The organism is Streptomyces sp. NPDC005408 (assembly GCF_040606445.1).
Classification (GTDB): domain Bacteria; phylum Actinomycetota; class Actinomycetes; order Streptomycetales; family Streptomycetaceae; genus Streptomyces.
The window spans coordinates 28644-55389 of the sequence record NZ_JBEXEX010000038.1 but is presented as its reverse complement, the minus strand read 5'-3'; the positions used below and the strand labels follow the sequence as shown (position 1 = coordinate 55389).

At 70.2% G+C, this 26746-nt stretch carries 20 protein-coding genes; 8 read left to right on the top strand and 12 right to left on the bottom strand.

Features of this window, described 5'->3' with window-relative positions; genetic code table 11:
* Window positions 1–96: 96 nt before the first annotated feature.
* From ABZS64_RS28410 to ABZS64_RS28400, 3 genes are all read right to left on the bottom strand, one after another.
* A complete protein-coding gene (locus tag ABZS64_RS28410; protein ID WP_355835553.1) occupies window positions 97–1839 on the bottom strand; it encodes a pyruvate dehydrogenase in 1743 nt (580 codons plus the stop codon).
* 27 nt (window positions 1840–1866) lie between these two features.
* Window positions 1867–3423, bottom strand: a complete 1557-nt coding sequence (locus ABZS64_RS28405) for a protein phosphatase 2C domain-containing protein (RefSeq protein ID WP_355835551.1) — start codon at window positions 3421–3423, stop codon at window positions 1867–1869.
* A 124-nt stretch (window positions 3424–3547) separates the two neighbouring features.
* Window positions 3548–7288 (bottom strand): S8 family serine peptidase, encoded by a 3741-nt coding sequence (locus ABZS64_RS28400; RefSeq protein WP_355835548.1) that lies wholly within the window; start codon window positions 7286–7288, stop codon window positions 3548–3550.
* Window positions 7289–7478: 190 nt separating this feature from the next.
* Between ABZS64_RS28400 and ABZS64_RS28395 the strand changes: the two genes are divergently transcribed.
* The 4 genes from ABZS64_RS28395 to ABZS64_RS28380 all read left to right on the top strand — a co-directional run bounded on the left by ABZS64_RS28395 (window position 7479) and on the right by ABZS64_RS28380 (window position 11942).
* On the top strand, window positions 7479–8471 hold the full coding sequence (locus tag ABZS64_RS28395) for a helix-turn-helix domain-containing protein (RefSeq protein ID WP_355835545.1): 993 nt from the start codon (window positions 7479–7481) through the stop codon (window positions 8469–8471).
* A gap of 23 nt (window positions 8472–8494) precedes the next feature.
* Entirely contained in the window at window positions 8495–8977 is a 483-nt protein-coding gene (locus tag ABZS64_RS28390; protein WP_355835542.1) for a DUF456 domain-containing protein, read from the top strand.
* Window positions 8978–9132: 155 nt separating this feature from the next.
* Window positions 9133–11499, top strand: coding sequence for a glycoside hydrolase family 95-like protein (locus ABZS64_RS28385; protein WP_355835539.1), 2367 nt, complete (start codon window positions 9133–9135; stop codon window positions 11497–11499).
* 77 nt (window positions 11500–11576) lie between these two features.
* Complete coding sequence (locus ABZS64_RS28380) at window positions 11577–11942, top strand: PPOX class F420-dependent oxidoreductase (protein ID WP_355835537.1); 366 nt, start codon at window positions 11577–11579, stop codon at window positions 11940–11942.
* Between the two features lie 262 nt (window positions 11943–12204).
* Here the strand turns inward: ABZS64_RS28380 and rsgA are convergent, their stop codons facing one another.
* Both rsgA and ABZS64_RS28370 read right to left on the bottom strand, forming a co-directional pair.
* The gene (gene rsgA / locus ABZS64_RS28375; RefSeq protein ID WP_355835534.1) at window positions 12205–13320 is read right to left on the bottom strand and encodes a ribosome small subunit-dependent GTPase A; all 1116 of its coding nucleotides are present in this window, start codon (window positions 13318–13320) and stop codon (window positions 12205–12207) included.
* A 233-nt stretch (window positions 13321–13553) separates the two neighbouring features.
* Complete coding sequence (locus ABZS64_RS28370; RefSeq protein ID WP_355835531.1) at window positions 13554–14321, bottom strand: tetratricopeptide repeat protein; 768 nt, start codon at window positions 14319–14321, stop codon at window positions 13554–13556.
* A gap of 200 nt (window positions 14322–14521) precedes the next feature.
* Between ABZS64_RS28370 and ABZS64_RS28365 the strand changes: the two genes are divergently transcribed.
* Together ABZS64_RS28365 and ABZS64_RS28360 are read left to right on the top strand one after the other, a co-directional pair.
* A complete protein-coding gene (locus tag ABZS64_RS28365; RefSeq protein ID WP_355835528.1) occupies window positions 14522–15586 on the top strand; it encodes a right-handed parallel beta-helix repeat-containing protein in 1065 nt (354 codons plus the stop codon).
* 35 nt (window positions 15587–15621) lie between these two features.
* On the top strand, window positions 15622–16689 hold the full coding sequence (locus tag ABZS64_RS28360) for a methyltransferase (protein ID WP_355835525.1): 1068 nt from the start codon (window positions 15622–15624) through the stop codon (window positions 16687–16689).
* A gap of 63 nt (window positions 16690–16752) precedes the next feature.
* Here ABZS64_RS28360 and ABZS64_RS28355 read toward each other — a convergent pair whose 3' ends face one another.
* From ABZS64_RS28355 to ABZS64_RS28325, 7 genes are all read right to left on the bottom strand, one after another.
* Window positions 16753–17085 carry a TcmI family type II polyketide cyclase gene (locus tag ABZS64_RS28355; protein WP_355835522.1) on the bottom strand — a complete coding sequence of 111 codons (333 nt, stop codon included), beginning with the start codon at window positions 17083–17085 and terminating at the stop codon, window positions 16753–16755.
* Between the two features lie 40 nt (window positions 17086–17125).
* Window positions 17126–17599 (bottom strand): SRPBCC family protein, encoded by a 474-nt coding sequence (locus ABZS64_RS28350; protein ID WP_355835520.1) that lies wholly within the window; start codon window positions 17597–17599, stop codon window positions 17126–17128.
* Between the two features lies 1 nt (window position 17600).
* Complete coding sequence (locus ABZS64_RS28345; protein WP_355835517.1) at window positions 17601–17858, bottom strand: acyl carrier protein; 258 nt, start codon at window positions 17856–17858, stop codon at window positions 17601–17603.
* A gap of 15 nt (window positions 17859–17873) precedes the next feature.
* Window positions 17874–19124, bottom strand: coding sequence for a ketosynthase chain-length factor (locus ABZS64_RS28340; RefSeq protein WP_355835514.1), 1251 nt, complete (start codon window positions 19122–19124; stop codon window positions 17874–17876).
* On the bottom strand, window positions 19121–20389 hold the full coding sequence (locus tag ABZS64_RS28335) for a beta-ketoacyl-[acyl-carrier-protein] synthase family protein (RefSeq protein ID WP_355835511.1): 1269 nt from the start codon (window positions 20387–20389) through the stop codon (window positions 19121–19123). Before ABZS64_RS28335 ends, ABZS64_RS28340 begins: the two co-directional genes overlap by 4 nt.
* Window positions 20386–20829, bottom strand: coding sequence for a cupin domain-containing protein (locus tag ABZS64_RS28330; RefSeq protein WP_355835508.1), 444 nt, complete (start codon window positions 20827–20829; stop codon window positions 20386–20388). The genes ABZS64_RS28335 and ABZS64_RS28330 overlap by 4 nt, the downstream gene beginning before the upstream one ends.
* A 70-nt stretch (window positions 20830–20899) precedes the next feature.
* Window positions 20900–22021 carry a SchA/CurD-like domain-containing protein gene (locus ABZS64_RS28325; protein ID WP_355835505.1) on the bottom strand — a complete coding sequence of 374 codons (1122 nt, stop codon included), beginning with the start codon at window positions 22019–22021 and terminating at the stop codon, window positions 20900–20902.
* Between the two features lie 215 nt (window positions 22022–22236).
* Here ABZS64_RS28325 and ABZS64_RS28320 point away from each other — a divergent pair, with 215 nt between their 5' ends.
* Window positions 22237–23877, top strand: coding sequence for an FAD-dependent monooxygenase (locus ABZS64_RS28320; protein ID WP_355835503.1), 1641 nt, complete (start codon window positions 22237–22239; stop codon window positions 23875–23877).
* Window positions 23878–24050: 173 nt separating this feature from the next.
* Window positions 24051–26744: a SpoIIE family protein phosphatase gene (locus tag ABZS64_RS28315; protein WP_355835500.1), complete on the top strand. Its 2694-nt coding sequence runs from the start codon at window positions 24051–24053 to the stop codon at window positions 26742–26744.
* Window positions 26745–26746: the final 2 nt, after the last annotated feature.

The window sequence follows — 26746 nt, the reverse complement described above, 5'->3', positions numbered from 1 at the left end:
GGAACGAATCCTTCTGTCGAACACGCTCACGGAAATGCATGCCCCGCGCGGGCAGCACCACTCATGTCCATTCATCAACCAAATACCGGACAGGTCTCAGGGCCTCGGCATATTTCGGAGGTTGGAGCGAGCCATCTGCACCATCCGGCCCACGCCCCCGTCCAGCACGATCTTGCTGGCGGAGAGCGCGAAGCCGGTCACCATCTCGGCGCTGATCCTCGGCGGGATGGAGAGCGCGTTCGGGTCGGTGACCACATCCACCAGGGCCGGGCCCTTGTGCCGGAAGGCGTCCTTGAGCGCGCCCGCGAGCTGCTTGGGCTTCTCCACCCGGACGCCAAAGGCGCCGGCCGCCCGCGCGATCGCCGCGAAGTCGGGATTGCGGTTGGCGGTCCCGTACGAGGGAAGTCCAGCGACCAGCATCTCCAACTCGACCATCCCGAGTGAGGAGTTGTTGAACAGCACGATCTTCACCGGCAGGTCGTACTGGACGAGGGTGAGGAAGTCGCCCATCAGCATGGTGAATCCGCCGTCGCCGGACATCGAGACGACCTGGCGCCTGCGGTCGGTGAACTGCGCGCCGATCGCCTGCGGCAGGGCGTTCGCCATCGAGCCATGGCTGAAGGAGCCGATGATCCGGCGGCGGCCGTTGGGCGAGAGATAGCGGGCCGCCCACACATTGCACATGCCCGTGTCCACGGTGAACACAGCATCGTCGTCGGCGAGTTCGTCCAGTACGGACGCGACGTACTCGGGGTGGATCGGGACGTGCTTCTCCACCTTGCGGGTATAGGCCTTGATCACGCCTTCGAGCGCGTCGGCGTGCTTCTTCAGCATCTTGTCGAGGAACCTGCGATCCGTCTTGGCGCGCACGCGCGGCGTGAGACAGCGCAGCGTCTCGCGGACGTCGCCCCAGACGGCCAGGTCCAGCTTCGAGCGGCGGCCGAGGTGTTCGGGCCTGACGTCGACCTGGGCGATCTTGACGTCGTCGGGGAGGAAGGCGTTGTACGGGAAGTCCGTGCCCAGCAGGATCAGCAGATCGCACTCATGGGTGGCCTCGTACGCCGCGCCGTAGCCGAGCAGACCGCTCATGCCCACGTCGAATTTGTTGTCGTACTGAATCCACTCCTTGCCGCGCAGCGCATGCCCGACGGGGGACTTGATGCGTTCGGCGAACTCCATGACCTCGGCGTGCGCGCCCGCCGTGCCGCTTCCGCAGAAGAGCGTCACCCGGTCCGCCTCGTCGATCATGCGGACCAGCTTGTCGATCTCCGAGTCCCCGGGCCGTACGGAAGGACGCGAGGTGACCAGGGCATGCTCGATGGACTTCTCCGGGGCCGGCTGCGAGGCGATGTCCCCGGGGAGCGATACGACGCTGACGCCGCTGCGCCCGATGGCGTGCTGGATCGCGGTCTGGAGGAGGCGGGGCATCTGCCGCGGGTTGGAGATCATCTCGCTGTAGTGGCTGCACTCGCGGAACAGCTGGTCGGGATGGGTCTCCTGGAAGTAGCCGAGGCCGATCTCGCTGGAGGGGATGTGCGAGGCGAGGGCCAGCACGGGGGCCATGGAGCGATGCGCGTCGTACAGCCCGTTGATGAGATGCAGATTGCCGGGGCCGCAGGATCCGGCGCAGGCCGCCAGCTTCCCGGTGATCTGGGCCTCTGCGCCGGCCGCGAAGGCGGCGACCTCCTCGTGTCTGACCTGGATCCAGTCGATGGCGGAGTTGCGGCGGATGGCGTCGACGACGGGGTTGAGGCTGTCGCCGACGACTCCGTACAGCCGCTGGACGCCCGCGCGGACGAGGATGTCCACGAACTGTTCTGCCACGTTCTGCTTAGCCATGGATCCATCAACCCATGGGGTGAGCGGTTACGCCTCCCAGATGGCGACAGCCGTACGGTCGTCGGCGTACCCCTTCACCCGCAGCTGCGTGTCGGCGAGGAACGCGGCCAGACCCGGCGGCTCGTCGGCGGCCCAGCGTCCGGCCAGTTCCCCGGCGAGGGCGGCCTCACTGCGCAGCGGCTCGGCCAGACCCGTGCTGCACAGCAGCAGGGTGTCACCCGGGCGGGCCACCGAGGCCCGGAAGCGGAACGGTTCCGCCGGTGGCGGGGGCGGTGCCTCGATGTACGGCGAGGGCGGCGTCGCGATGCCCAGGTCCATGGTGAGCCGGTCGCCCTCGGGGGTCTCGGCGGGCGGTGACCCGAATCCGACGACGGGGGCTCCGGTGACGGCCGCGGGCTCGGGGACCAGCGGCTCGATGTCCTGCCAGGCGCCGTCGCGGAGGCGGAACAGACCGCCACTGCCGACACCGAAGAACACCCGGGTGCGGCACGCGGGATCGGCGGAGAGCAGGAGACAGCGCAGATGGGCGGTGTACTCCTCCGGCTGCACGCCGAGCTCGGCGGCACCGGCCCGCAGCTTGCCCAAGGTGCGGTCGGTGAGCCGGTGCAGCCCGGATTTCAGGTCGCCTCGGCGACCTGCCCTTATGTCCTCGGACAGCCGGGCGTGGCTGCGGCCGACGGCTCCGCCGATCCAGCGGCAGGCGTCCGCTGCTGCGAGATGGGCGCCTTCGGCGGCGCGGGCGCCGCTGGCGACGGCGACCAGGACGAGCGCCGCCTCGCCGGTACCGAAGCGGGCGGTGAGCAGGGCGTCGCGGCGGGGCTCGCCGCGGTAGCGCGCGGAGTCACCGCGGATGGAGGCGGCGCGCAGGGTGTACGTGCCGTAACGGGCGCCGTCGAGCACGGTGTCGGCGACGAGTTCGTCCAGCTCCTGGGGGTGGGCCGGGGGCAGCGCGGTGGGCTCGGCACCGTAGGTGGGCGGGCCGTCACCGACGTAGGCGACCTGGGGGCGGGCGGGCGGCTGGACGGGAGGATCGGCCGGAGGGTCGGCCGACTCCTGGGGAGGGGGCGGCACTTGGGCGGGCGGCTCGACGGGAGGCGGGGGCTCCATAGGCACCGGTTGCGCGCGCGGCGGCTCGGGCGGCCGTGGCGGCGGGTACGCGGGAGGCTGCTCCGGCGCGGCGCTCGGCGGTTCCCACGGTGCGCGCTGCCTCGGAGGCGCGGGCGGAGGAGCGGCGGGCGGAGGAGCGGCGGGCGGAGCGGATGCCGAGGCGTCCGTGGAGTACGTCTCCCACCAGGCGCGCGGGCGCCCCTGGTCCGGGCCCGGGTCCGGGTTCAGGCCCGGGTCCGGGTTCAGGCCCGGGTCCGGGTTCAGGCCCGGGTCCGGGTTCAGGCCCGGGTCCGGGTTCAGGTTCTGTCCCGGCGGCTCGGGTACGTCGTCCGCGGCCACCGCGTCCGCCGCGGAGTCGAATCGGTCGTCGAGCGTGTCGCCCGCGGTCGCCGCGGGTCCGGTGTCCGGGGCGGACTCGTCGTACAGCCGGTTCCACCAGTCGTCCTCGGTGGCGGGCCTCTCCCCCTGCTGACTCATGCCCTTATTGTCCACCGCACGGGCGGTACGAAAACGGGGCATCCCGAAAAATAGGCAAACGACAGGTGGTCCGCCGGGCGTCCCAACCCCCCACGGGAAGGACGTCCGGCGGACCGTTTCGTGGTCAGCGCACGGCGTATGCGTTGGCCACGAGCTGGGTGACGGAGTTGCCGTTGGCGTCCGTCAGTTGGGCCTTCAGGGTGACGGGCCTGCCCGCCGCGTCCGCGTGATTCACGGTCGCGGTCCAGGCGCCGCCCTGCTGGGCTGTTACCGCCTCGGTCCACGTCTCGCCGCCGTCGTAGGAGTACGACAGCGCGGCGGCGGTCAGTGCGCCGGGCTTGTAGCCCGCGTGCCCGGTGACGCCGAGGGCGATCTTCTGACCGTCCTGCGCGGGAAGGGTCTTGAGCCCGTCCTCCGGCAGGCCGTAGCCGGGGAAGAGCAGCGGGATGCCCTGCGAGTAGGCGCTCTCGTCGAGCTTCGACCGGAAGCTCCACGTCGTCCGGATCTCGGTCGAGCGCTTCCACACCGCCGCCGGCTGCCCGACCTTCATGGTGTTCATGGTGAGTTCGTACGTCGCCTCGTCGGCCGGGACCTCGAAGACACCGAAGGGGTAGGGGCTGCCGCCGATCTGCTCGCCGTTGCGGCTCAGCTGCATATTGCCGATGTCGCCGAACGACCCGGCGATGGCGGTGTGTTCGCTGTCGCCCCAGAACGCGGGGGCGAAGCCGATCAGATTGCCCTGCCGCTCGGCCGCCAGGGCGGGCTTGCCGGTGGCGTCGCGCGGCGTGGCCGGGGCGAGCACCCCGCCGTACCAGGTCTCGTCGCGCTGCTTGCCTGCCTGGTACGTACGCGGCTCGGCGACCATGAACTCGCCCCAGGGGAAGCTGGAGGAGACATAGTGGTCCCAGCTGGTGTCGCCCGCCGAGTAGAACTCCGTACGCGTGCCGGGGACGCCGACCGCGTCGAAGCCGGAGACCGGGGCGCCGGCACCGGTCGGACGGTAGGCGACGACGTTGTCCATGTAGTCGGCCTTGATGCCCATGGCGTGGTAGGTGGACTCGTTGCGGCCGAGCCTGCTGTCCCGGACGCGGTAGGTGTGGTCGGAGGTCACCGGGCCGTCCTCGGGGAAGGCCAGGTTGTAGACGTACGGGCTCTGGGCGGTGGCTTTCCAGCGCAGCGTGACCGGGCCGTTGGCCAGCCGGTCGAGGAGAGACTGCGCCTCGGACGCCTCAAGACCGAGGACGGGGTGCGGCGCGGTGCCGAAGCCGGTCGACGGCAGCCAGCGGCCGGGAGACGGGGGGTGCACGATGACGGCCGTGGCGCCGGCTGCCTTGGCGTTGCGTGCCAGGGCGATGACGTTGGCCCCGGTGTCCGGGACCTGGACCAGAGCGAACTTCCCGCTCACGCCCGCGGCTTCGAGCTCCATGGGCGTTCCGGTGCCTGCGTCGACGATTCCGGCCTCGCCCGTACCGTCAAGGTTGACCGAGCCGAGGCTCGCGGCCACCGGGTGCAGTTCGCCTCCGCCGACGACGGAGAGCTTTTCGATCAGCGGGGCGTAGGCACGCCAGTAGCTGCCGAACTCGAACTCGCCGTCCTGGGCCCGACCCTGTACATCGGCGTAGTAGCCGGCGACCAGGCGGGAGCCGGTGAGGCTGCCGGAGTGCACCCAGGTGTCGTCCCAGCTGCGGGCGAAGGCGAGCGTGGCGGTGCGGGTCTCGCTGGTGCGGTCGGTCTGCACGCGCAGCCGGTGGGCCTTGCGGGCGTCCAGGACGACCGTCGTGTCCTTCTTCAGCTCCAGCTCGGGTCGGCCCAGGTAACTGATGGTGAGGTCGGGCGAGACCACGAAGGAGGAGAGGAAGTACGAGCCGGGGCGCAGCCGGTAGACCTGATCGGCGGCGCCGTTGTTGAAGCGCCGTTCGCCGCTTGCGGTGTCCGTGCCGATGACGTCCAGCGAGGACGCTCCGTCGGCCGCCTTTCCGGTGCGGTCGACCATCTTGACGCGCAGGGTGACGGTCTCGGGCTGGACGTACAGCGAGAAGGGTGTGGAGACGCTGACACCACTCGCGGTGGCGATGACCCGGCCGGTGATGTCGCCGTACTGGCCGCGTTCGATCCGTACGGACGGGTCCAGAGTCATCGGGACCGTGACGGTCTCGCCTGCGGGGACAGTCACAGAGTGTGCGCCGAGGCGGGCGACGGCGGAGCGGATACGGGAGCCGTCGTTGCCGGTGACGGACTGGGCGGCGAGATCCAGCCGTACGGGCTTGTCGCCGGAGTTGGTGTACGGGACTTCGACGACGGTCCGGTCGCTGCTGTCCTGCGGCCAGTTGAAGCTGCTGCCCTGGACGGCGGGCGCGCCGGTCACCGTCGTGTCGACGGCCGCCTTGACGTCGAGCCTGCCGCCGCCGGTCGCGCGTACGTCGCCGGGCACAGTGGCCTTCGCGGACGAGACCAGCGCGGCCTTGATCTGCTGGGCCGTCCAGTCGGGGTGGCGCTGCTTGACGATGGCGGCGGCGCCCGCGACATGCGGGGTGGCCATCGAGGTACCGGACATCGTCTGGTACGCGTAGACGCCGCGGCCGCCCGCGGCTGCGGCCGAGATGGCGACACCGGGGGCGGCGATCTCGGGCTTGAGCGTGTGCGTGAACGGCGCGGGCCCGCGGCTGGAGAACGACGCGGTGGAGTCGTCGCGGTCGACGGCGCCGACCGTGAGCACGCTGGGGGCGCAGCCGGGCGAGGAAACGGTGTTCAGGGCCGGTCCCGAGTTGCCGGCGGCGATGACGAACAACGTGCCCTTGTTCTGGGCGAGTTCCTCCGCGGCGACGCTCATCGGGTCGGTGCAGTCGGTCGGTTCGGCGCTGCCGAGGCTCATGGAGACAACGTCGGCCTTGTTGTCGACGGCCCACTGCATTCCGGCGATGATCCAGGAGGCGGCTCCGGAGCCGCCGTCGTTGAGGACCTTGCCGTTCAGCAGCTCGGCGCCGGGTGCGACGCCCTTCTTCTTGCCGCCGCTCGCCGCGCCGGAGCCGCCGACCGTGGAGATGGTGTGCGTGCCGTGGCCCTGGTGGTCGCCGTCGGTCGCGGAGTCGGTGAAGTTCTTGGACGCGGCTATCCGGCCCTTGAGGTCGGGGTGTTCGGCGTCCGCGCCGGTGTCAAGCACGGCGACCTTGGTGCCCTTGCCGTCGAATCCGGCTGCCCAGGCGAGGTCGGCGCCGATCTGCTTGGTGGAGCGGTCGAGGGTGGCCTTGACCTTGCGGTCGAGCCAGAGCTTCTTGAGACCGGAGGCGGAGCGCGAGCGGGAGCCGGTGACATCCGCCCAGAAGTCGGCCGTCTGCTTCTTGTCCGTCTTGAGGGCCACTCCGTCGACGGCGTCGAGGACGAGGCCGCGCTGGGCGCCGCGCGGGGTGACGGGGACGGAGCGGGCGACATCGTTGCCGTAGACCGCGATGAGCGGGAGGGAGGCCGCGTGCGCGTCGTCGTAGCCCTGGCGGATCAGGCCCGTGACGTTGAAGAGCTGCTCGTCGACGGTGCCCGCTGCCAGGGCGGGGGCGGCGTCGGCGGGGTAGACGTACAGATCCTGGCCCGACTGGCGGGTCTGCACGAGCGGGGTGGTTCCGTCGGGCCGGGGCAGCACGGTGGCGGACGGCGCGCCCGAGCGGTCACGGCTCACCAGCACCTTGTCACCGGTGACAAGAGTGACCGTGGCGGTCCCCTCCGCACGCTGCCCGGCGGCCTCGCTGCCGACGAGCGGTCTCTTCCCGGCCGTGTCGTCCTGCGGCCCGGCGGCCGCCGACGGCGCGACCGCCGTGACGGCCAGTACGGCGGCGGTCGCCGCCCCCAGGACCGTACGCGAAATCGGGCGCATCGCTCTCCCCATGCTGAAACCGGCAAAACAGAGCGAAATGCCCTGTTGCCGGAGGCTGTTGGTGCTGCGGTGGCGCCACATTGGCAGAGGGAGGGGTGGTACAGGGATGATGTACGCGGCGGAAATACGCCGTGGCCTGTTTCCGCCACTGCGGCAGCAGGGGTGCACGTCCGGGGAGGGGTGGGGTCAGATGCTGGGAGCGATTGGTCTCGACGAGAGACAGGAGTCGGCATACCGCGCGCTCGTCGCGCTCGGGGCGGCGGAGGTCACCGATCTCGCGCACCGGCTGGCTCTGCCCGAGACGGACACGGAACGCGCGCTGCGCAGACTGGAGCAACAAGGCCTCGCCGCACAGTCGTCGGCGCGTACGGGGCGCTGGGTGGCGGCCCCGCCGGGCGTGGCGCTCGGCGCGCTGCTGACCCAGCAGCGGCACGAACTGGACCAGGCCGAACTCGCGGCGGCGCTGCTCGCGGAGGAGTACCGCGCGGAGGCGGCCGAGCCCGCCGTGCACGATCTGGTCGAGGTGGTGACGGGCGCGAGCGCTGTCGCGCACCGTTTCGTACAGCTCCAGCTGGGTGCGACCGAAGAGGTCTGCGCCCTGGTCACCGGCAAACCGATCGTGGTGACCGGCACGGACAACGAGGCGGAGGAGAAGGCGGCGACGCGCGGGGTCACGTATCGCGTGGTGGTCGAGCGCGACGTGCTCTCGATGCCCGCCGGAATCACCGAGCTGAGCGCGGCACTGGGCCGCGACGAACAGGTCCGGGTGGTGGACCGGGTACCGACCAAGCTCGTCGTCGCGGACCGCACTCTCGCGATGGTGCCGCTGACCGGGCGCGGGGCCGAGCCCGCAGCCCTCGTCGTCCATGCGAGCGGACTCCTCGAATCGCTGATGGGCCTGTTCGAGGCGGTGTGGCGGGACGCCCTGCCGCTGCGGCTCGGCGCGGGCGCCACCATCGCGCAGGACACGGCGCCGGGGCCCGATGCCACGGATCTGGAGATCCTTTCGCTGCTGCTCGCCGGGATGACGGACGCGAGCGTCGCCAAACAGCTGGACCTGGGACTGCGGACCGTGCAGCGCCGGGTGAAGGGGCTGATGGAGCTGACGGGTGTGACGACCCGGCTGCAGCTCGGCTGGCACGCGTACGCGAAGGGCTGGGTGGCTCGCGACCTGCGGGGATGACCGGGATCCTGCACCCTTGGCAGATGGGCGTAGGGCAGCTGCTGCTGGTGGGCCTGGTGATGCTGCTGGGCCTGCTCGGAGTACTCATTCCCGGTGTACCGGGGCGGTGGCTGGTGTGGTCCGCGATCCTGTGGTGGTCGTTGCGCGACAAGACCGGACTCGCCTGGGTGGTGCTGGTGAGCTCGACGGTCGTGCTGCTGATCGACCAGGTGCTGGTGTGGCAGCTGCCGCCGCGCCGGGTGCGCGGGCTGGGGATCACCCGCCGGATGGTGGTGTCCGCGGGCGTCGGGGCGCTGATCGGCTTCTTTCTCATCCCGGTGGTGGGCGCGATAGTGGGATTCATCGGGGGGATCTACGGCTCGGAACGGCTGCGGCTGGGCGGGCACGGGCCCGCGGCCGCCTCGACCCGGGCGGTGATGCGGGCCGTGGGGACGAGTGTGCTGGTGGAGCTGTTCGCCTGTCTGCTGGTCATGGGGGCGTGGATGGGCGCGGTGATCTGGGGCTGACACGCCACGTCGTCCCCGCTGAACGCTGTCCATATGGACAGATACACATCGGATCTCTCCCGCTGTATTGACTGCCTCCCATCGCTTGCCTACCTTCCGTCGAGGGATAGCTCGGATGAATTGACATGTCTGCGTACGAGCCGCCGGGAGGCGACATGGCCACTGCACCGGATCCGTCCAGAAGAACCGTCCTTGCCACGGGTACGGCGATCGGCGGAGCGCTGGTGGTGGGAGGTGCCACCGCCGTCCCCGCTCAGGCAGCACCTGCCGCTGTCGAGTCCGCGGGGGCGACCGGGGCGACCGGGGCCATCACGCTCGCCGCGCCCGACGACAGCTGGCGCGCGGTCCTCGACGACGCCGATCTCGTCTGGCAGAAGATGCCGAAGACCTGGTACGAGGGCCCGTATCTGGGCAATGGCTACCTCGGCTCAGGCATCTACGCCGAACCGGGCGGCAAGAACGCCGTCCGCTTCAATGTCCAACACTCCGAAGTACAGGACCACCGCCCCGAGTTCGGTTCGCTCTTCGGCCTCGCCCGGCTGCCCGTCGGGCACTTCACCCTGGAGCCCGTCGGCACGATCACCGGCCTCGACTGGCGGCTGCGGCTGCGCGATGCCGAACTGACCGGCACCCTCACCACCACGGCCGGCACCCTGCGCCTGCGCGCCTTCGTCCACAGCACGACATCCGTGCTTGCCGTGGAGATCACCCCGAGCGAGGGCGAGCAGGACTTCCGCTGGGTCTTCCACCCGGCCGATGCCATCAGCCCGCGCGCCGCCTTCAAGCCGCTGCCCGACGGATACACCGGCAATCCGCCCGCCGCCGTCGAGCAGCACGGCGAACTGACCGCCGCCGTACAGCCGTTGCTCTCGGGCGGCCAGCACGTCACCGCCTGGCGGGAGCGGGCCGGAAAGGCGGCGGTGCGGACGCTGTACGTCTCCGTCGCCCACTCCTTCCCGAAGAGCACCGCCCGCGAGCGTGCCCTGCGTACGGTCCGCAGCGCGTCCTCCGTCCCGTACGACGCACTCGCCCTCCCCCATCGCACCTGGTGGGAACGCTTCTACCGCAAGAGCTTCCTGTCGCTGCCCGACGCCCGGCTGCAGCGCTTCTACTGGATCCAGCTGTACAAGACGGCGGCCGCGGCCCGTAAGGACGCCCCGGTCATGGCGACCTGTGGCCCCTGGTTGGAGTCCACGCCCTGGCCCAACACCTGGTGGAACCTCAACGTCCAGCTGGAGTACTGGCTCATCCACGGCTCGAACCATCTTGAACTCGACGCCGTGTCACGGGCGTTGGGCGAATTCCGGGACCAGCTCACGGCCGAGGTCGCAGGCCCCTATCGGGGCGACTCGGCGGGCATCCCCCGCACCACCGACACCCGCCTGGTCAACGGCGGCGCCACCCCGTCCGGCAATGGCTACGGCGTCGGCATCCCCGGCCAGAACCCGCCCACCCCCGAGGTCGGCAACCTCACCTGGGCACTGCACAACGTCTGGCTCTCCTACCGCAACACCATGGACGAGTCGCTGCTGAGGGATCTCCTCTTCCCGCTGCTGCGCAAGGCGGTCAACTACTACCTGCACTTCCTCACCCCCGGCCCGGACGGGAAGCTGCATCTGCCGCCGACCTTTTCACCGGAGTACGGCGTCGACGCGCCGGACTGCAATTACGACCTGATGCTGCTGCGCTGGGGCTGCCGCACCCTCATCGACGCGGCGGCCGAACTGGGCATCTCCGACCCTCAGGCAGCGCGCTGGCAGGAGGTCCTGGCCAAGCTCGTGCCGTATCCGGTGGACGCGAACGGCTACATGGTCGGCGCCGGGGTCCCCTTCGCGAAGTCCCACCGCCACTACTCCCATCTGCTCGCGGTCTACCCGCTGTACGAGATCACCGGCCGCACGCCGGAGGAACGCGCCCTCATCGAGAAGTCGCTCAGCCACTGGGTCAGCTTCGAAGGGGCGCTGCAGGGCTATACGTTCACCGGCGCGGCGTCCATGTCCGCGCTCCTCGGCAAGGGCGAGGACGCCCTGAAGTACCTGGGCGAGCTGATGACGCGCTTCATCCAGGCCAACACCATGTACAAGGAGTCGGGCCCGGTCATCGAGACCCCGCTCTCGGCGGCGCAGTCGCTGCACGACATGGTCTGCCAGTCGTGGGGCGGCCTGATCCGCGTCTTCCCGGCGCTCCCGGCCGCGTGGCGGGAAGTGGTCGTGCACGACTTCCGTACGCAGGGGGCGTTTCTGCTCAGTGCGGTACGGGAAGCGGACAGGACCCGCTGGATCCGGCTCACCAGCGAGGCGGGTGCGCCGTGCGTCGTACGGCACGGCATCGAGGGCGAGATCGAGGTCCGCGACGGGCGGGGCCGGCGGCTGCGGTGGGAGGCGGCGGGCGACGGCGCGATCCACATCCCGCTGCACAAGGGCGAATCGGCACTGATCACGGCCCGGGGCGACCGGCCTGACCTGCGGATCCGCCCGGTGAAGCCGAACGGGCCCGCACCGGCGTGGGGGCTCCCTGCCTGAACCGGACGGAAGTCCTAGGACCCGAGTAGGTCCCGTATCCGATGCGGGGGACGAGGTACGCGTGTGAGGCTGCATGCATGACCGAATTCAGCGCGGCCGAGCGCGCGTATCTCTCGTCCCAGCGGCTGGGACGGCTGGCGACCGTCGACCCGCAGGGCCAGCCGCAGGCGAACCCGGTCGGTTATTTCCCGCAGGACGACGGAACGATCCTCATCGGTGGATACCGCTTGGCGACGACGAAGAAGTGGCGCAACCTGCAGACGAATCCGAAGGTGGCGCTGGTCGTCGACGACATCGTGAGCTACCGCCCGTGGAAGGTGCGGGGGGTGGACATCCGGGGCGAGGCGGAGTTGGTGACGGGGCCGCATGAGCTGGGGCCGCACTTCAGCGAGGAGCTGATCCGGATCCACCCGAAGAAGATCCACAGCTGGGGCCTGGAGTAGGAGGCTGAGGCTCCGCCCGGCGGCCGGATGTGCGGCTCGGCCGCACATCCAGCCCCGCCGGCGGGGCTGAATTTCCGCCGGTCCGGCGGAAGTTTCAGCCCGTCCGGCGTTTGAGGAGACGCGCGCAGCGACGGGGGCCTGGGGGCTTGCCCCCAGTTCGGGAAGGGGCGGGTAGGGGAACAGCGCCGCAGGCAACCCGGACCACCGCAGGGGTCGGGGGCGCCCCCCGACGTCACCGCAAGGGGTCCGGGCCGAGCCCGAGTCAGCGGACGCGGCCTCGCTTCGCGTCCATCGCCGCCCTCCCCTCCGCCCCCTTCTGCTTCCAGTCCCGGCGGATCTCCGCCCGCAGCCTCGCGTCCGTCTTCGCCACGATGCGCCTGTTCTCCCGCAGCAGCTTGCGGTAACTCTCCAGCCGCCGCTCCGGCAGCGAGCCGTCGTCGATCGCGGCGAGCACGGCGCACCCCGGTTCCGCCTCGTGCGCGCAGTCGTGGAAGCGGCACTGCTCGGCGAGGTCCTCGATCTCCGCGAAGACCTGCCCGACGCCGACCTCCGCGTCCCAGAGTCCGACACCCCGAAGCCCCGGGGTGTCGATCAGCACGCCCCCGCCCGGCAGGGCGAGGAGGTTACGGGTCGTGGTGGTGTGCCGGCCCTTGCCGTCGACGTCGCGGATGGCCTGGACATCCATGACGTCCTCGCCGAGCAGCGCGTTCGCGAGTGTCGACTTGCCCGCGCCGGACACGCCGAGCAGGACGCTCGTCCCGCCGGACACGACCGCGGCGAGCACTTCGACACCCTCACCGGTCGCCGAACTGACGGGCAGCACCTGCACTCCCGGCGCCGTCGTCTCCACGTCCTGGACGAGATACGAAAGCCCCGTCACGTCCGGCACGAGGTCGGCCTTGGTGAGCACGACGAGTGGCTGCGCCCCGCTCTCCCACGCGAGCGCGAGGAAGCGCTCGATCCGCCCGAGGTCCAGTTCGACGGCGAGCGAGACCGCGATGATCGCGTGGTCGACGTTGGCGGCGAGGATCTGCCCCTCGGAGCGGTTGGACGAGGTGGAGCGTACGAAGGCGGTACGGCGCGGCAGATACGCCCGTACGAACCGGGGATCGCCGTCCCGGTCGACAGCGGCCCAGTCACCGGTGCAGATCACCCGCAGCGGATCGTGCGGGGTCACAAACGCGGTGTCGGAGCGGACAAGGCCGTCGGCGGTGACGACGTCGCACTGCCCGCGGTCGACCCGTACGACCCGGCCGGGCAGCAGCCCCTGCTCGGCGTACGGAGCGAATTCGGCGTCCCAGCCCTCGTCCCAGCCGTAGCCGGACAGCGGGTGCGAGGAAGCCTGAGAAGAAGAAGTCTGAGAGGACGGGAGAGACAAGGGAAACCCTTCGCAAGGGTGGCCCCGGCACCGCGCTCACTGGCGCGGGAGGAGAAGGAAGGTCAGCCGGAGACCACAGGGGTGGGAATGATGATCTTCTGGACCTGGGCAGCACCCAGCGCAGCGACAGTCATCACGGTCCTCACCTCCTGCTCTCATACGGCGCCTTGCGCGGCGGTTTCGTACCGCCGCCGGCAACGAGGGAAACGATAGCCGGGCGGCGGTACGAGGCGTCAACCTGTTTTCTTCCAGCGGCGGCGGTGCCACCACAGGCGCCAGCGGTATTGACGGCGCAGCGCTTCGAGGTTGCCGGCCGCGAGGGGGTTGCCGGCCTCGGCGCCCCGCCGGAACCAGGTCTCGGCCTCCCCCACCTCCCCTCGGTTGTGGAGGAGGTTGCCAAGATTGTTCGCGGCGTCGGCATTGCCCGCTTCGGCGGCGCGCCTGAACAGACTCTCGGCCTCTTCGAGTTCCCCCCGCTGCTTGAGCAGCAGCCCCAGGACGACTTCGCCGACACTGCTGCCTGCCTCGGCGGACCGCCGAAACCAGCTCTCCGCCTCCCGCAGCTCGCCCTGGTCGCGGAACACCACGCCGAGGTTGGCGGCCGCCTCGGCGTCACCACTGTCGGCGGCCCGGCGGAGCCAGATCTCCGCCGTCGCGAATTCCCCGCGTTCCTTCAGCACGCTTCCGAGCAGGAAGGCGGCCCGTGCGTGTCCGGCCTCGGCGGCCCGCTGCCACCACACTTCGGCCTCGGCGTGGTCTCCGTCCCGGTAGAAGAGCATGCCCAGCAGATGCGGCTCGCCCGGTGAGTCCGTACGGGTGGTGCGCAGAAAGCGGCTGTCGGCCTCCTGGTGCGCGCCCTGCTGACGAAGCCGCAGGCCCAGGAGGTACACGGCCTGGACGACACCGGCGTCCGCCGCAAGCTGCAGACTGGGCTCCGGAAGGTCGGTCCTCCCCGCCAACTCCCCTCCCTCGCCCGGTCCTTCGGCCCGTGCGTCATCCATCCCCGCCCCCTCCTGATGCCCCGGCGACCCACGCTAGAGGGTGCGCGATTCCCCGGTAAGACGGCCTGGGCTCTGCCGACCGCGGCGGATCCCCGCTGTATCACCTACATGGACGCCCCGCTTGGGCCACTCGCGTACGGGATGTGTCCATACGCTCACTCCATGTGGCGAGCCCCGAAGATCGCCCATAGCTTCGCCTCATGACGAAACGACACCTCATGTGCCTCACATGCATCGCAGTCGTCGTGGTCTCAGGACTGGGCGCCGCCGCCCCGTCCTCCGCCGCGGCCATGCACACGGTGCATCCGGGCGAATCGATCCAGGAAGCGGTGGACGCCGCGAAGCCGGGAGACACCATCTTCGTCTCACCCGGCACGTACCGCGAGAGCGTCCTTGTCACCAAGGAGAAGCTGACCCTGCGAGGGGCGGGGAGCAAGACCGTCATCATGCCGGGACCGGCCACCGCACGGGCCGCCAACGCCTGCGCGGCGGGCGGCAACGGCATCTGTGTGCTGGGCACGGCGGCGAAGACCGTCGACCGCGTGACCATCCGCGGGCTCACCGTCACGGGCTTCAAGAGGAACGCCGTCTGGGCCTCCGACACGGACCGGCTGACGGTCCAGCACGTGATCGCCGAGAAGAACGGGACCTGGGGCATCGCCCAGCAGAAGTCCACCCGAGCGGTGTTCACACGCAACATCGCCCGGGACAACGGCGACGCCGGAATCTTTGTCGCGAACACCGTCGACCGTGAGGGCGGGGCCACCGACACCAAGGGCACGGTGATCGCGGGCAACCAGCTGACCGGGAACCGCATCGGAATCACCGTCAGACGGGTCCGGAACCTCACCGTCCGTAGCAATTCCATCAGCGCGAACTGCGCGGGCGTATTCGTCGTGGGCGACGAGTCGAAGCCCGCGGCCGGCGCGATGACTCTGCGGGCTAACAAGATCGTCAAGAACAACAAATCCTGCCCGGCCACCAACCGTCTGCCCGCCATCCAGGGCGCCGGAATCGTCCTCACCGGCGCCGAGGCGACGGTCATCCGTGGCAACCGCGTCGCGGACAATGTCGGCGCCTCCCCACTGTCCGGCGGAATCGTGCTGTTCCAGAGCTTCGTGGGTGCCCAGAACACGGACAACGTCATCACGAACAACCGCGTGAAGGGCAACAAGCCCGCAGACCTGGCCAATCGGGGCAGCGGCCAGGGCAACACGTTCGTCGGCAATGCGTGCCAGTCCTCCGAACCCGCAGGAATGTGCTGACCGGTGTTCCCCTTCATCAGGAGAATCGAGACGGTATGACCACCGTAAGTCCGAGACCCACGTCGACGGTCGGGGCCGGCCCCGAGCCGGCTGCACCCCCGCCGGCCATGCGGCTGCGGGAGCTCGTCTTCGGGGCGGCCTGCGCCGCCGCAGTGCGCGCGGCGGCCCGGCTGGGGGTAGCCGACGCGCTCGGCGAGAAACCCGCCACGGCCGAGCAGCTCGCGGCCGAGCTGAACACCGAACCGCAACCGCTGCGCCGGCTGCTGCGCGCCCTGTCCTGCTACGGCGTCTTCGTCGAGACCGAGGACGGGGCCTTCGCCCATACGGAGATGTCCCGCATGCTGCGCGAGGACGATCCGAACAGCCTGCGCTACATCTCCCTGTGGTGCACGGAGCCGTGGACCTGGGACGCCTGGCCGCGTCTCGACGAGGCGGTGCGCTCGGGCGGGAACGTCTTCCAGGAGCTGTACGGCAAGGGCTTCTTCGAGTATCTGCACCAGGACGCGCACGAGTCGGCGCACGTGTTCAACCGGGCCATGACCACCTCCAGCGTGCAGTCGGCGCTGGAGGTCGCGGAGCTCCTCGACCTCACCGGCGTGGACGTGGTCGCGGACATCGGCGGCGGCCAGGGGCATGTACTGGCCAGCCTGCTGGAGAAGCACCCGGCCGTGCGGGGCACACTGCTGGATCTGCCCGATGTGGTGGCGAAGGCGGATCCCCGGCTGCGTACGGGAGGTTCGCTCGCCGAGCGGGTCCGTATCGTGCCCGGCGACTGCCGTGAGGACATCCCGGTCGAGGCCGATCTCTACATCATCAAGAACATCCTGGAGTGGGACGACGAGTCCACCCGCAGGACCCTGGCGAACGTCGTGGCGGCGGCCCGCCCCGGCGCCAGGGTCGTCGTCATCGAGAACCTCGTCGACGACACCCCCTCCATGAAGTTCACCACCGCGATGGATCTGATGCTGCTGCTCAACGTCGGCGGTGCCAAGCACACCAGGGCGAGCCTGGTGGACCGCATCACCCGGGCGGGCCTGCTCATCGGTGAAGTCCGTCCCGTCAACCCGTATCTCCACGCCTTCGAGTCGGTCGTCCCCGGCTGATCGCGTACGCCTCGGGCCCGGCTCCAACTGAGCCGGGCCCGGGGCGTTTCGCCGTGTCGGATGTCAGGCGGTGGCGTCACGCTCCCAGGTGTAGAACTGACGGGCCATCGCGTCCTTCGGGCTGCGCCAGGTCTCCGGGTCGTACGGGCTGACGAAGGCCTGGAGCCGGTCGCTGATGTCCTTGAACGCGGGGTGCTCGGTCACCTTCGCGATCTCGGGGCCGGGGGGCCGGTCCGACTCGATCAGATGCAGATACACGTCGCCGAACTGGAACAGGCTGCGCCGGGTGACCCCGACGAGGTGCGGCAGTTCGCCGGCGTCGGAGGACGCGAACAGTTTGGCGATGTCCGGAGCCGACTCCGGCGCCATACGGGCGACGATCAGAGCGTTGTGCACGGGGGGTTCCTTTCCTGGCCGGGTTCCTTGTCGCCCGGCTTCAGTTCGCGACGGCGGCGCGGCTCTCGCGGTCGCGCTGCTCGATCTTGTCCCGGATGAGCTCCATCTGGATCTTGGAGTTGCGGTTGATGTTGTCGGTCATCCAGTCGTCGTCGACCGGGGCGTCCGGCTTCATCGCGAAGTCCTGCGTCCAGTGCATCCGGGTGCCGCCCGGGACCTCCGTGTACTCCCAGCGGATGTTCATGTGCTGGAACGGCCCCGTCTCGACGCGGCGCGCGTTGACGTTGCGGCCCTTGCGGTCGGTCGTGCGCTCCGAGACCCAGCTCCAGACCGTGCCGTTGTCGTCGGGGTGCATGGTCAGACGGAAGGTCGTGGTGCTGCCCGCCCGCTCCAGGACGTCGACCGACGCGTACTCGCTGAACAGGCTGGGCCAGTTCTCGATGTCGTTGGTCATGTCCCAGACGAGGTCCAGGGGGGCGGCGACGGTGATCTCGTTCTCGGTGTGTCCGGGCACGTCAGGCTCCAGTCATGAGGGTGTTGTTGACGAGGTCGAGGAACTCCCGCGGGGTCTTGCAGCGGTCCGCGTCGGGGGGCAGGGGACGGCCGTGCCGGTTCTCCAGCTCGCCGACGATGCCGAGCAGGCCCAGGGAGTCGAGGCCGAACTCGTCGAAGCCGGATTCGGGCCGGTTCGCGAGGTCGACGGGGTCCACGGTGAGACCGGCGCCCTTCTTCATCAGGGCGGCCAGCTCTTCGATGGTCAGTCGGTCGGACATGGGGACTCTCCTTCTTTACTCGGGTGTGTCGGTGGCGCCGCGCAGCACCAGGGCCGCGTTCGAGCCCATGAGGCCGCGGCTGAGCACCAGGGCCGTCCGCAGCTGTGCCGGACGGGCCTTGCCGGTCACGACGTTGAGGTCGTGGCAGACGTCGAAGACGTTGGGCGTGGGGGGAAGGAGGCCGTGTTCCATGGCCAGGACGGCGGCGGCCGTATCGAGCACCGGTCCTCCGCAGTAGGCCCGCCCGATGCCCGTCTTGGGCGCCGTGACCGGTACGCGTCGGCCGTGTGCGCCCAGCGCGTCGGCGATCGCCAGGGCCTCGGCACGGTCCGCCGCCGGTACGCCCAGTGCGTCCGCGAAGACCACGTCGATCTCCTCGGGTGCGCAGTGGGCCTCCGCAAGCGCCCCGCGGATCGCATGGGCGAGCCCCTCGCGGGACTGCTCCCACCGGGAAGGACCGGTGAAGGTCGCGGCGTGGCCCGCCACCAGAGCACGCGGCCGGACGCCGCGCCGGCGGGCAGCCGTCTCCTCCTCGACCACGAGCATCGCGCCGCCCTCGGCGGGGACGAAGCCGCAGGCGTCCGGAGTGAAGGGCCGGTAGGCGCGCGCCGGGTCCTCACAGGTGCTCAGGTCCTGGTACCCGAGCTGGCAGACGACCGAGTACGGCGCCAGGGGCGCTTCCGCGGAGCCGACCACGACGGCGTCGGCTCCGTTGCGTACGGCCCTCGCGGCATGCGCGAACGCGTCGAGTCCGCCTGCTTCGTCGCTGGCCACGACGCCGCAGGGGCCCTTGAATCCGGCCCGGATGGAGATCTGGCCGGTGCTCGCCGCGTAGAACCAGGCGATGGACTGGTACGGGCCGACGTAGCGGGAGCCCTGCCCCCACAGTCGCTGCAGTTCGCGCTGTCCGAACTCACCGCCGCCGGACCCGGCGGCGGTCACCACACCCACCGCGAACGGCGAGTCCTCGTAGTCGGCGCGGCCCAGCCGTGCGTCGTCGAGGGCGAGATCGGCCGCGGCCATCGCGAAGTGCGAGAACCGGTCCGTCTGGACGAGATAGCGCTCCTCGATCAGCGAACCGGGGTCGAAGGCGCGCACCTCGCCCGCGACCCGGAGCGGCAGGTGCTCGCACCCCTCTCGGGTGACCCTGTCGAGCACACTGAGGCCCTCCAGGGTCGACTTCCAGAAGACCTCGGTGCCGGCCCCGTTGGGGGCGATGGCTCCGATACCTGTGACGACCGTCCGCCGGGTCCGGCTGGGGCTCATCGCGGCCTCCCATTCGGTCTGGTCATGACGACCGCGGACTGGAATCCGCCGAACCCGCTGCCGACCGAGAGCACATTGCGCAGCTTCCGGGGGCGGGCGGTGCGCGGCACATAGTCCAGGTCGCACTCGGGGTCGGGGGTCTCGTAGTTCGCGGTCGGCGGCACCACTTGATGGGCGATGGCCAGGACGCAGGCCACGAGTTCGATCGCGCCGATGGCGCCCAGCGAGTGACCCACCATGGATTTGATGGAGCTCATGGGCGTCTTGAAGGCGTGGTCGCCCAGGGAGCGTTTGACCGCGGCCGTCTCGTGACGGTCGTTCTGTTTGGTGCCCGAGCCGTGCGCGTTGACGTAGTCGATCGCCGAGCCGTCGATCCTGGCGTGGTCGAGGGCGGTGTTGATGGCCCGGGCCATTTCCAGGCCCTCGGGGGTCAGTCCCGTCATGTGGTAGGCGTTGCCGAAGGTGGCGTAGCCCCCGATCTCGCAGTAGACGGTCGCTCCGCGGGCCCGGGCGTGTTCCAGTTCCTCGAGGACGAGGACGGCGCCGCCCTCGCCCATCACGAAGCCGTCCCGGTTGAGGTCGAACGGCCGCGAGGCGTGGGCCGGGTCGTCGTTGTTCGGCGACGTCGCCTTGATCGCGTCGAAGCAGGCCACCGTGATCGGGGAGATGGGCGAGTCCGACGCGCCGGCTATGCAGACATCGACCCGGCCCTCCTGGATGGAGGCGAAGGCATAGCCGATCGCGTCGAGGCCCGAGGTGCAGCCCGTCGAGACGGTCTGCACCGGACCGTGGGCGCCGACCTGTTCGGCGACCGCGGATGCGAGGGTGCTCGGCGAGAACGCGCGGTGCAGATGCGGTCCCGCCGGCCGGTGGTCAACGTCCCAGCGGGCGCCGGATTCGCTGACCGCCACATAGTCGTGCTCCAGGCGCGTGGTGCCGCCCACGGCCGTGCCCAGAGAGACCCCGACACGCCATGGGTCTTCCTTCTCCGGGTCGAGCCCGGCGTCGGATATCGCCTCCCGGGCGGCCACCAGCGCGAACTGGATGTACCGATCCGAGCGCGCCACCTGGTCCCGGTCGAGACCGTGGGCCGCGGGGTCGAAGTCGACCTCGGCGGCGATGCGCGAGCGGAAGCCCTCCGCGTTGAAGAGCGTGATGCCCCGCGTCGCCGTACGGCCGTTCGCGAGCAGGTCCCAGAACTGCCGGGTGCCTACTCCTCCGGGGGCGACGATACCGACCCCGGTCACCGCCACCCGCCGGTTCACGAAACGACCCCAGTCCGTTCCGGCGGCCTGCCCTGCTCGGCGCTTTCGCTGTGCTCGGTGGGCTCGGTGTCGACGTGCCCGAGCTCGGGGCGCGGGGCGAGGGGGCCGAGGTGGAAGACCATCCGGGCTTCGACATTTCCCACGTTGCGGAACCGGTGGCGCACGTTGAGGGGGATCATGAGCCCCTGATCGGGCCGCATCGAGTGCGTCTCACCGTCCAGGTCCACCTCGAGGAGACCGCTCACCACGTACACGAACTCCTCGGAGTACGGGTGGTAGTGCTCACCGATGCGCTCACCGGGCTGCACGATGGCAAGGCCCATGAAGCCGCTGGTCGCGCCCACCGCGGTCGGGGTGAGCATGGCGCGCAGGTCGCCTCCGCGCCGTCTGTTGGGCTGGGTCTCGCTGAGATCCACGATGCGTGGGCTGTGGTTGGTCATGTCTGGTTCCTCCAGGTGCGGTGCCCCCGACGGCCCGGCCCTCCGGGCCGCGACGCGCCGGACGTACGGGTCAGGACTCCGGCGGCGCGTTGCGGTCGGTGATCAGTTGCATGGTGACGTTCTTGAGGAAGCGCGCCATTTCCTTGTCGGTCTCCGGCGCACCGTCCTCGCCGGTGGCGAGCAGCCGGGCGAGCGTGGCCGCCTTGCGCGGGCCGCTCATGCCGAGCGCGAGTGCCGGGTCCGCGTCGAGCTTGCCGGTCACATCGACGAGCCGGACCACGATGTCGTCGCGCTGGAAGATGGTGCTGCTCGCGATGGGACTGTCGGGGCTGTCGGCCGCCACCTCGTCCTGCTTGGCGAGCAGCCGGGCCAGCGCCATTCCGCAGCCCTCCTTGGCCGGGTAGTACAGCGCGTGCCGCGTGAGCTCGGCCGAGCGCTGTCCGTCGGCCGCCACATGGTGGACGGCGGGCAGTGCGGCCCGGGTGAAGAACACCCGCGCGGAGTTGGGGTCGTTCAGGTCCCGGTCCTGCTCCAGATACGGGTTGATGGCCTCCTCCACCTCCCGGACCTCGGGCTGCTTGGCCACATGGCGCAGTGCGGCGAGGAGGTCGCCCTGCACCTCGATCGCCCGTACGACACGGTTTCCGTGCATGAAGAGCGAGGTGCGGCGCAGCCGGGTGCCGTCGTCGACGCGGGCCGCGGGTGAGGTGTACCCGGAGAGGATCTTCGCGACCTTCTTCTCGCTGCCCGGCTTCACGGTGAAGGTGAGGGCGTGGCGTACGACTCCGTCGCCGAGCCGGGGCGATGCCTGGAGGCGGCCCTTGAGCTCCTCGGGTGCGGAGGTGACGGTCTTTCCGGTCTCGCGCAGGACGCTGAAGCGCAGCGAGCGGGTGTCTCGTACGCAGCTGTGCAGCGGCTGGACGGTCTCGACGTGCTCCTCGCTGTTCACCCAGGCCAGGAAGGGCGGTGCGCTCTCCCATTCGCTGGTGATGAGCCACTGCGAGGGGTTCTCGATCGACTGGCACAGCTGGTCGCTGATGTGGCCGGGGACCGACGCGACCTGGTTGCGCAGGTGCTCGTACGCCTCGAGGAACTGGTTCTGTGCGCCGTCGTGGAGGTCAAGCAGCAGAACGACTCGAAGCCTGGAGCCGTCGAAGGCGGACTGAGATATCCGTTCCGACAGGGTTGTCATCTCTCACACTCCTTTGCGTCACCGCGTGGGTCAACAGCCCTGCGGATACGGACGGTCCGCCTCCCGTGAGTCGGGGGCGCTCCCGAAAACGATCGTGGTCCGGTACTTCGAGTGGCGCGAGAGCTGAGAACCAAGCGGGTGAATGGGCGGGGCAACCGCCGCCGCACAGGGAATGAAAGTTCCATCCCAAAGGGCGGCAGGAGCAGGAGCTACTGATGGATGAAAACGTCGGCCAAAACGTCGAACGCGTACCGGTTCTCATCGTGGGCGGGTCCCTGGTGGGCCTGTCCACCTCGGTGTTTCTGGGCCGCCACGGCATCAGACCTCTCCTGGTCGAGAAGCATTCGGGCACCTCGACGCATCCGCGCGGACGCGGCATGAACGTCCGCACGATGGAGCTGTTCCGGGTCGCGGGAGTCGAGCAGCAGATCCGGGAGGCCGCTGCGGTCCTCGCGGACAATCACGGGATCCTGCAGGCCGGGTCGCTGACCGGCGACGACCAGGAGTGGCTGTTCAAGGAGATCGACCCGGGTGGCAAGCTCGCCCGGTTCAGCCCGTCCACCTGGTGTCTGTGCAGCCAGAACGACATCGAGCCGCAGCTCATGGCGCGCTCCCGCGAGCAGGGCGCCGATCTGCGGTTCTCCACCGAGCTGCTCTCCTTCGACCAGGACGAGTCAGGTGTCACGGCGATCGTGAAGAACCGGGAGACCGGCGAGCACACCACCATTCGGGCGGACTATCTGGTGGCGGCGGACGGGCCGCGCAGCCCGGTCAGGGAGGCGCTGCACATCGGCCAGAGCGGCAACGGCGATCTGTTCCACAACGTGAGCATCACCTTCCGCTCCCGGGACCTCATCGACGTACTGGGCGACCGGCGCTTCATCGTCTGCTACCTGACCAAGCCCGGAGCCGACGGGGCCCTGCTGCCCGTGGACAACGGTGAGCAGTGGGTCTTCCACGCGCCCTGGCACCCCGACGAGGGCGAGACCCTCGAGGACTTCACCGACGAGCGCTGCGCCGAGCACATCCGCAGGGCGGTCGGCGCGCCCGGCCTGGACGTCGAGATCACCGGCAAGGCGCCGTGGCACGCGGCCGAACGGGTTGCCGACCAGTACGGATCAGGGCGGGTCTTCCTCGCCGGGGACTCGGCCCACGAGATGTCCCCGACCGGGGCGTTCGGCTCCAACACCGGTATCCAGGACGCCCACAACCTGGCGTGGAAGCTGGCGATGGTGCTGGAAGGATCCGCGGGGCCCGGGCTGCTGGAGACGTACGGCGCGGAGCGGCAGCCGGTGGCGCGGGCCACGAGCGAACGCGCCTCGGCCCGCTCGGCCGAACACAGCCACCCCGGCTATGCGCCCGCCCCCACCCCGGCCGGCGGCCCGAAGGGCGGAATCCTCGGGGTGGCCATGGGCTACGGCTATCTGCGCGGCGCGGTCCTCGGTGTCGACCCCGAGCGTCCCGTCGTACCGGAGCGGATGCAGCTGACGGGCGACCCGGGCACCCGGTCTCCGCACATGTGGGTCGGCGGTCCCGGTGGCCGGCAGTCCACGCTGGACCTGTACGAGCGGTCGTTCGTGCTGCTGAGTGCCGAGGGCTCACCGTGGCGCGCGGCGGGGCGGAAGGTCGCCGCGAGGCTGTCCGTACGGCTGGACGCGTACGCGATCGGCGGGGGCCCGGACGCCGATCTGATCCCCGAGGGGGACACGGACTGGGCCGAGCTGCACAGCACGACGTCGCAGGGCGCACTGCTGATCCGTCCGGACGGCTTCGTGGCCTGGCGGTCCCAGGGGGCCGTGGCCGATCCGGAAGCGGTGCTGCACGAGGTCATGACCATGGTGCTGAGCCTGTCCTGAGCCTGTCACCATCCGGCCCTGAACATCCTGCCGAGTCCCTTTCGTCGCCCGCGCGACGAAAGGGACTCGGTCGTTTTCGTCGCAGAATCTGTCGCGAACCCGTCGCGCGTGCGGCCTCCGAGCTCTACGGTGCGCAGATAGCTCACCGTAGGCGGGAGGTGTAGAAATAGGACATGGCCGCACACTACGGCCGCCCGCGCTCGGTTCTGAGAATGCGAACTGTCGCAGGTCAGGTCTTTCTCCTGCAGGTGGCGATCGTGGTGTTGCTGGTCGCGGCCGCCGTAGCGGCGCTTTTCCTGCAGTCAAGGACCGACAGCGAGCGCGAGGCGAGGAACCGGTCGGTCGCCGTGGCCGAGACCTTCGCCAATGCGCCGGGTATCCAGCAAGCGCTCGAGAGCCCGAACCCGACGGCCGTGCTCCAGCCGCGCGCCGAAGCGGCCCGCAAGCTTTCCGGGGTCGACTTCATCGTCGTACTGAACACCGACGGAATCCGCTACACGCACCCGAAGCCCGACCGCATCGGAAAGAAGTTCGTCGGCAATCTGCAGCCCGCGCTCGCCGGTGAGGTCACCACCGAGAAGATCGTCGGGACCATCGGGCCTCTCGTCCAGGCCGTCGTCCCGGTCACGGCCAGTGACGGCAAGGTCGTCGGGATGGTCTCGGCCGGGATCACCATCGAGCATGTCAGCGGCGTCGTCGAGGACCAGTTCCCGCTGCTGTTCGGCGCCACCGGGGCGGTGCTGCTCGTCACCACGGGCGGTACGGCGCTGGTGAGCAGGCGGCTGCGCCGCCAGACGCACGGTCTCGGTCCGCTGGAAATGACCCGGATGTACGAGCACCACGACGCGGTTCTGCATGCCGTACGGGAGGGCGTGCTCATCGTCGGCGGTGACGGCAGGCTGCTGCTCGCCAATGACGAGGCCCGGCGGCTGCTCGATCTCCCGCCGGATGTCGAAGGCGCCCCCGTCACCGAGCTCGGTCTCGACCCGCTCACCGCCCGGCTGCTGGCATCGGGGCGGAAGGCCACCGACGAACTGCATCTGGTCGGGGACCGGCTGCTCGCCGTGAACCAGCGGTCGACCGACCAGGCAGGCGGACCGCCGGGCAGCGTCGCGACCCTGCGGGACACCACCGAGCTCCAGGCCCTGACGGGCAAGGCCGATGTGGCACGGGGGCGGCTGAAGCTGCTGTACGACGCGGGCACGGAGATCGGCACCACGCTGGATGTGGTGCGCACCTGCGAGGAGCTGGCGGAGTTCGCGGCGGCCCGGTTCGCGGACTATGCCACCGTCGATCTGGTCGAGGCCGTGCTGCGCGGCGAGGAACCACCGGTCACCGGCACCGGTACGGACATGCGCCGTACCGCCTTCAGCGGTCTGCACGAGGACACCGCGCTCTACCCGTTGGGCAGGCTGATCCGTTTTGTGCCGTCGACCCCGCTGGGTTTCGGCATCCGCATGGGCGAGCCGGTCCTGGAGGCGGACCTGTCCGCGTACGAGGGATGGCAGGAACAGGACCCGGAGCGGGCGCGCAAGCTGGTCGAGCACGGCATCCACTCGATGATCGCGGTGCCGCTGCGGGCCCGCGGAGTCATCCTGGGCGTGGCGATGTTCTGGCGCTCCGAGAAGCCCGAGTCGTTCGAGGAGGAGGACCTCTCCGTCGCCGAGGAGCTGGTCGCGCGGGCGGCGGTGAGCGTCGACAACGCCCGCCGCTACACCCGTGAGCACACCATGGCGGTGACCCTGCAGCGCAGCCTGCTGCCACGCGTCCTGCCCGAGCAGAACGCCATCGACGTCGCCTACCGCTACCGGCCCGCGCAGGCCGGACTCGGCGGGCTCGGCGGAGTCGGCGGCGACTGGTTCGACATCATCCCGCTGCCGGGCGCCCGGGTGGCGCTCGTGGTCGGCGATGTCGTCGGCCACGGCCTGCACGCCGCGGCCACCATGGGGCGCCTGCGCACGGCGGTCCACAACTTCTCGACCCTGGATCTGCCCCCCGACGAGCTGCTGTGGCATCTCGACGAGCTCGTCGCGCGGATCGACCAGGACGAGGCGGGTGACGGCTCGGAGGGCGCAGACGCGGGAGTCACCGGAGCCACATGCGTCTACGCGATCTACGACCCGGTCACCGGGCACTGCGCGATGGCCCGGGCCGGCCACCTCCAACCGGTGGTCGTCCACCCGGACGGCACCGCGGTCTTCGCCGATGTGCCCGGCGGCCCGCCGCTCGGCCTCGGCGGTCTGCCCTTCGAGACGCTGGAGCTTCAACTGCCCGAGGACAGCCGCCTGGTGCTGTACACGGACGGCCTGGTCGAAGACCGGGACAGGGACATCGACGAGGGCCTGACGCTGCTGCGCCACACGCTGGCGGACAACGCGGACCGCACCCCGGAGGAGACCTGCGAGGCGGTCCTCAAGGCTCTGCTGCCGGAACGCCCGCGCGACGACATCGCACTGCTCGTGGGCCGTACCCGCGTACTGGACTCCGGGCGGGTGGCGGACTGGGACGTGCCGCCCGATCCGGCGGCCGTGCGGAGGGTGCGGGCCGCGGTGGCCCGCAAGCTGGCCGAGTGGGAGCTGGATGAGGAGGCGTTCACGACGGAGCTGATCCTCAGCGAGCTGGTCACCAACGCGATCCGGTACGCAACGGGCCCGATCCGCGTACGCCTGATCCGTGACCGCTCCCTCATCTGCGAGGTCTCGGACCACAGCAGTACGTCCCCGCATCTGCGGCAGGCGGCGACCATGGACGAAGGGGGCCGGGGGCTGTTCCTGGTGGCGCAGTTCGCGGACCGGTGGGGTACGCGGTACACCCCTGACGGCAAGGTCATCTGGACGGAGCAGCCGCTGGCGCCGGACGGGGCGTGACG

Coding starts and splice junctions, on each gene's coding strand:
- ABZS64_RS28410 (WP_355835553.1), bottom strand. CDS start 1,839: ATGGCTAAGCAGAACGTGGCAGAACAGTTCGTGGACATCCTCGTCCGC.
- ABZS64_RS28405 (WP_355835551.1), bottom strand. CDS start 3,423: ATGAGTCAGCAGGGGGAGAGGCCCGCCACCGAGGACGACTGGTGGAAC.
- ABZS64_RS28400 (WP_355835548.1), bottom strand. CDS start 7,288: ATGCGCCCGATTTCGCGTACGGTCCTGGGGGCGGCGACCGCCGCCGTA.
- ABZS64_RS28395 (WP_355835545.1), top strand. CDS start 7,479: ATGCTGGGAGCGATTGGTCTCGACGAGAGACAGGAGTCGGCATACCGC.
- ABZS64_RS28390 (WP_355835542.1), top strand. CDS start 8,495: ATGGGCGTAGGGCAGCTGCTGCTGGTGGGCCTGGTGATGCTGCTGGGC.
- ABZS64_RS28385 (WP_355835539.1), top strand. CDS start 9,133: ATGGCCACTGCACCGGATCCGTCCAGAAGAACCGTCCTTGCCACGGGT.
- ABZS64_RS28380 (WP_355835537.1), top strand. CDS start 11,577: ATGACCGAATTCAGCGCGGCCGAGCGCGCGTATCTCTCGTCCCAGCGG.
- ABZS64_RS28370 (WP_355835531.1), bottom strand. CDS start 14,321: ATGGATGACGCACGGGCCGAAGGACCGGGCGAGGGAGGGGAGTTGGCG.
- ABZS64_RS28365 (WP_355835528.1), top strand. CDS start 14,522: ATGACGAAACGACACCTCATGTGCCTCACATGCATCGCAGTCGTCGTG.
- ABZS64_RS28360 (WP_355835525.1), top strand. CDS start 15,622: ATGACCACCGTAAGTCCGAGACCCACGTCGACGGTCGGGGCCGGCCCC.
- ABZS64_RS28345 (WP_355835517.1), bottom strand. CDS start 17,858: ATGTCCGACCGACTGACCATCGAAGAGCTGGCCGCCCTGATGAAGAAG.
- ABZS64_RS28340 (WP_355835514.1), bottom strand. CDS start 19,124: ATGAGCCCCAGCCGGACCCGGCGGACGGTCGTCACAGGTATCGGAGCC.
- ABZS64_RS28330 (WP_355835508.1), bottom strand. CDS start 20,829: ATGACCAACCACAGCCCACGCATCGTGGATCTCAGCGAGACCCAGCCC.
- ABZS64_RS28325 (WP_355835505.1), bottom strand. CDS start 22,021: ATGACAACCCTGTCGGAACGGATATCTCAGTCCGCCTTCGACGGCTCC.
- ABZS64_RS28320 (WP_355835503.1), top strand. CDS start 22,237: ATGGATGAAAACGTCGGCCAAAACGTCGAACGCGTACCGGTTCTCATC.
- ABZS64_RS28315 (WP_355835500.1), top strand. CDS start 24,051: ATGGCCGCACACTACGGCCGCCCGCGCTCGGTTCTGAGAATGCGAACT.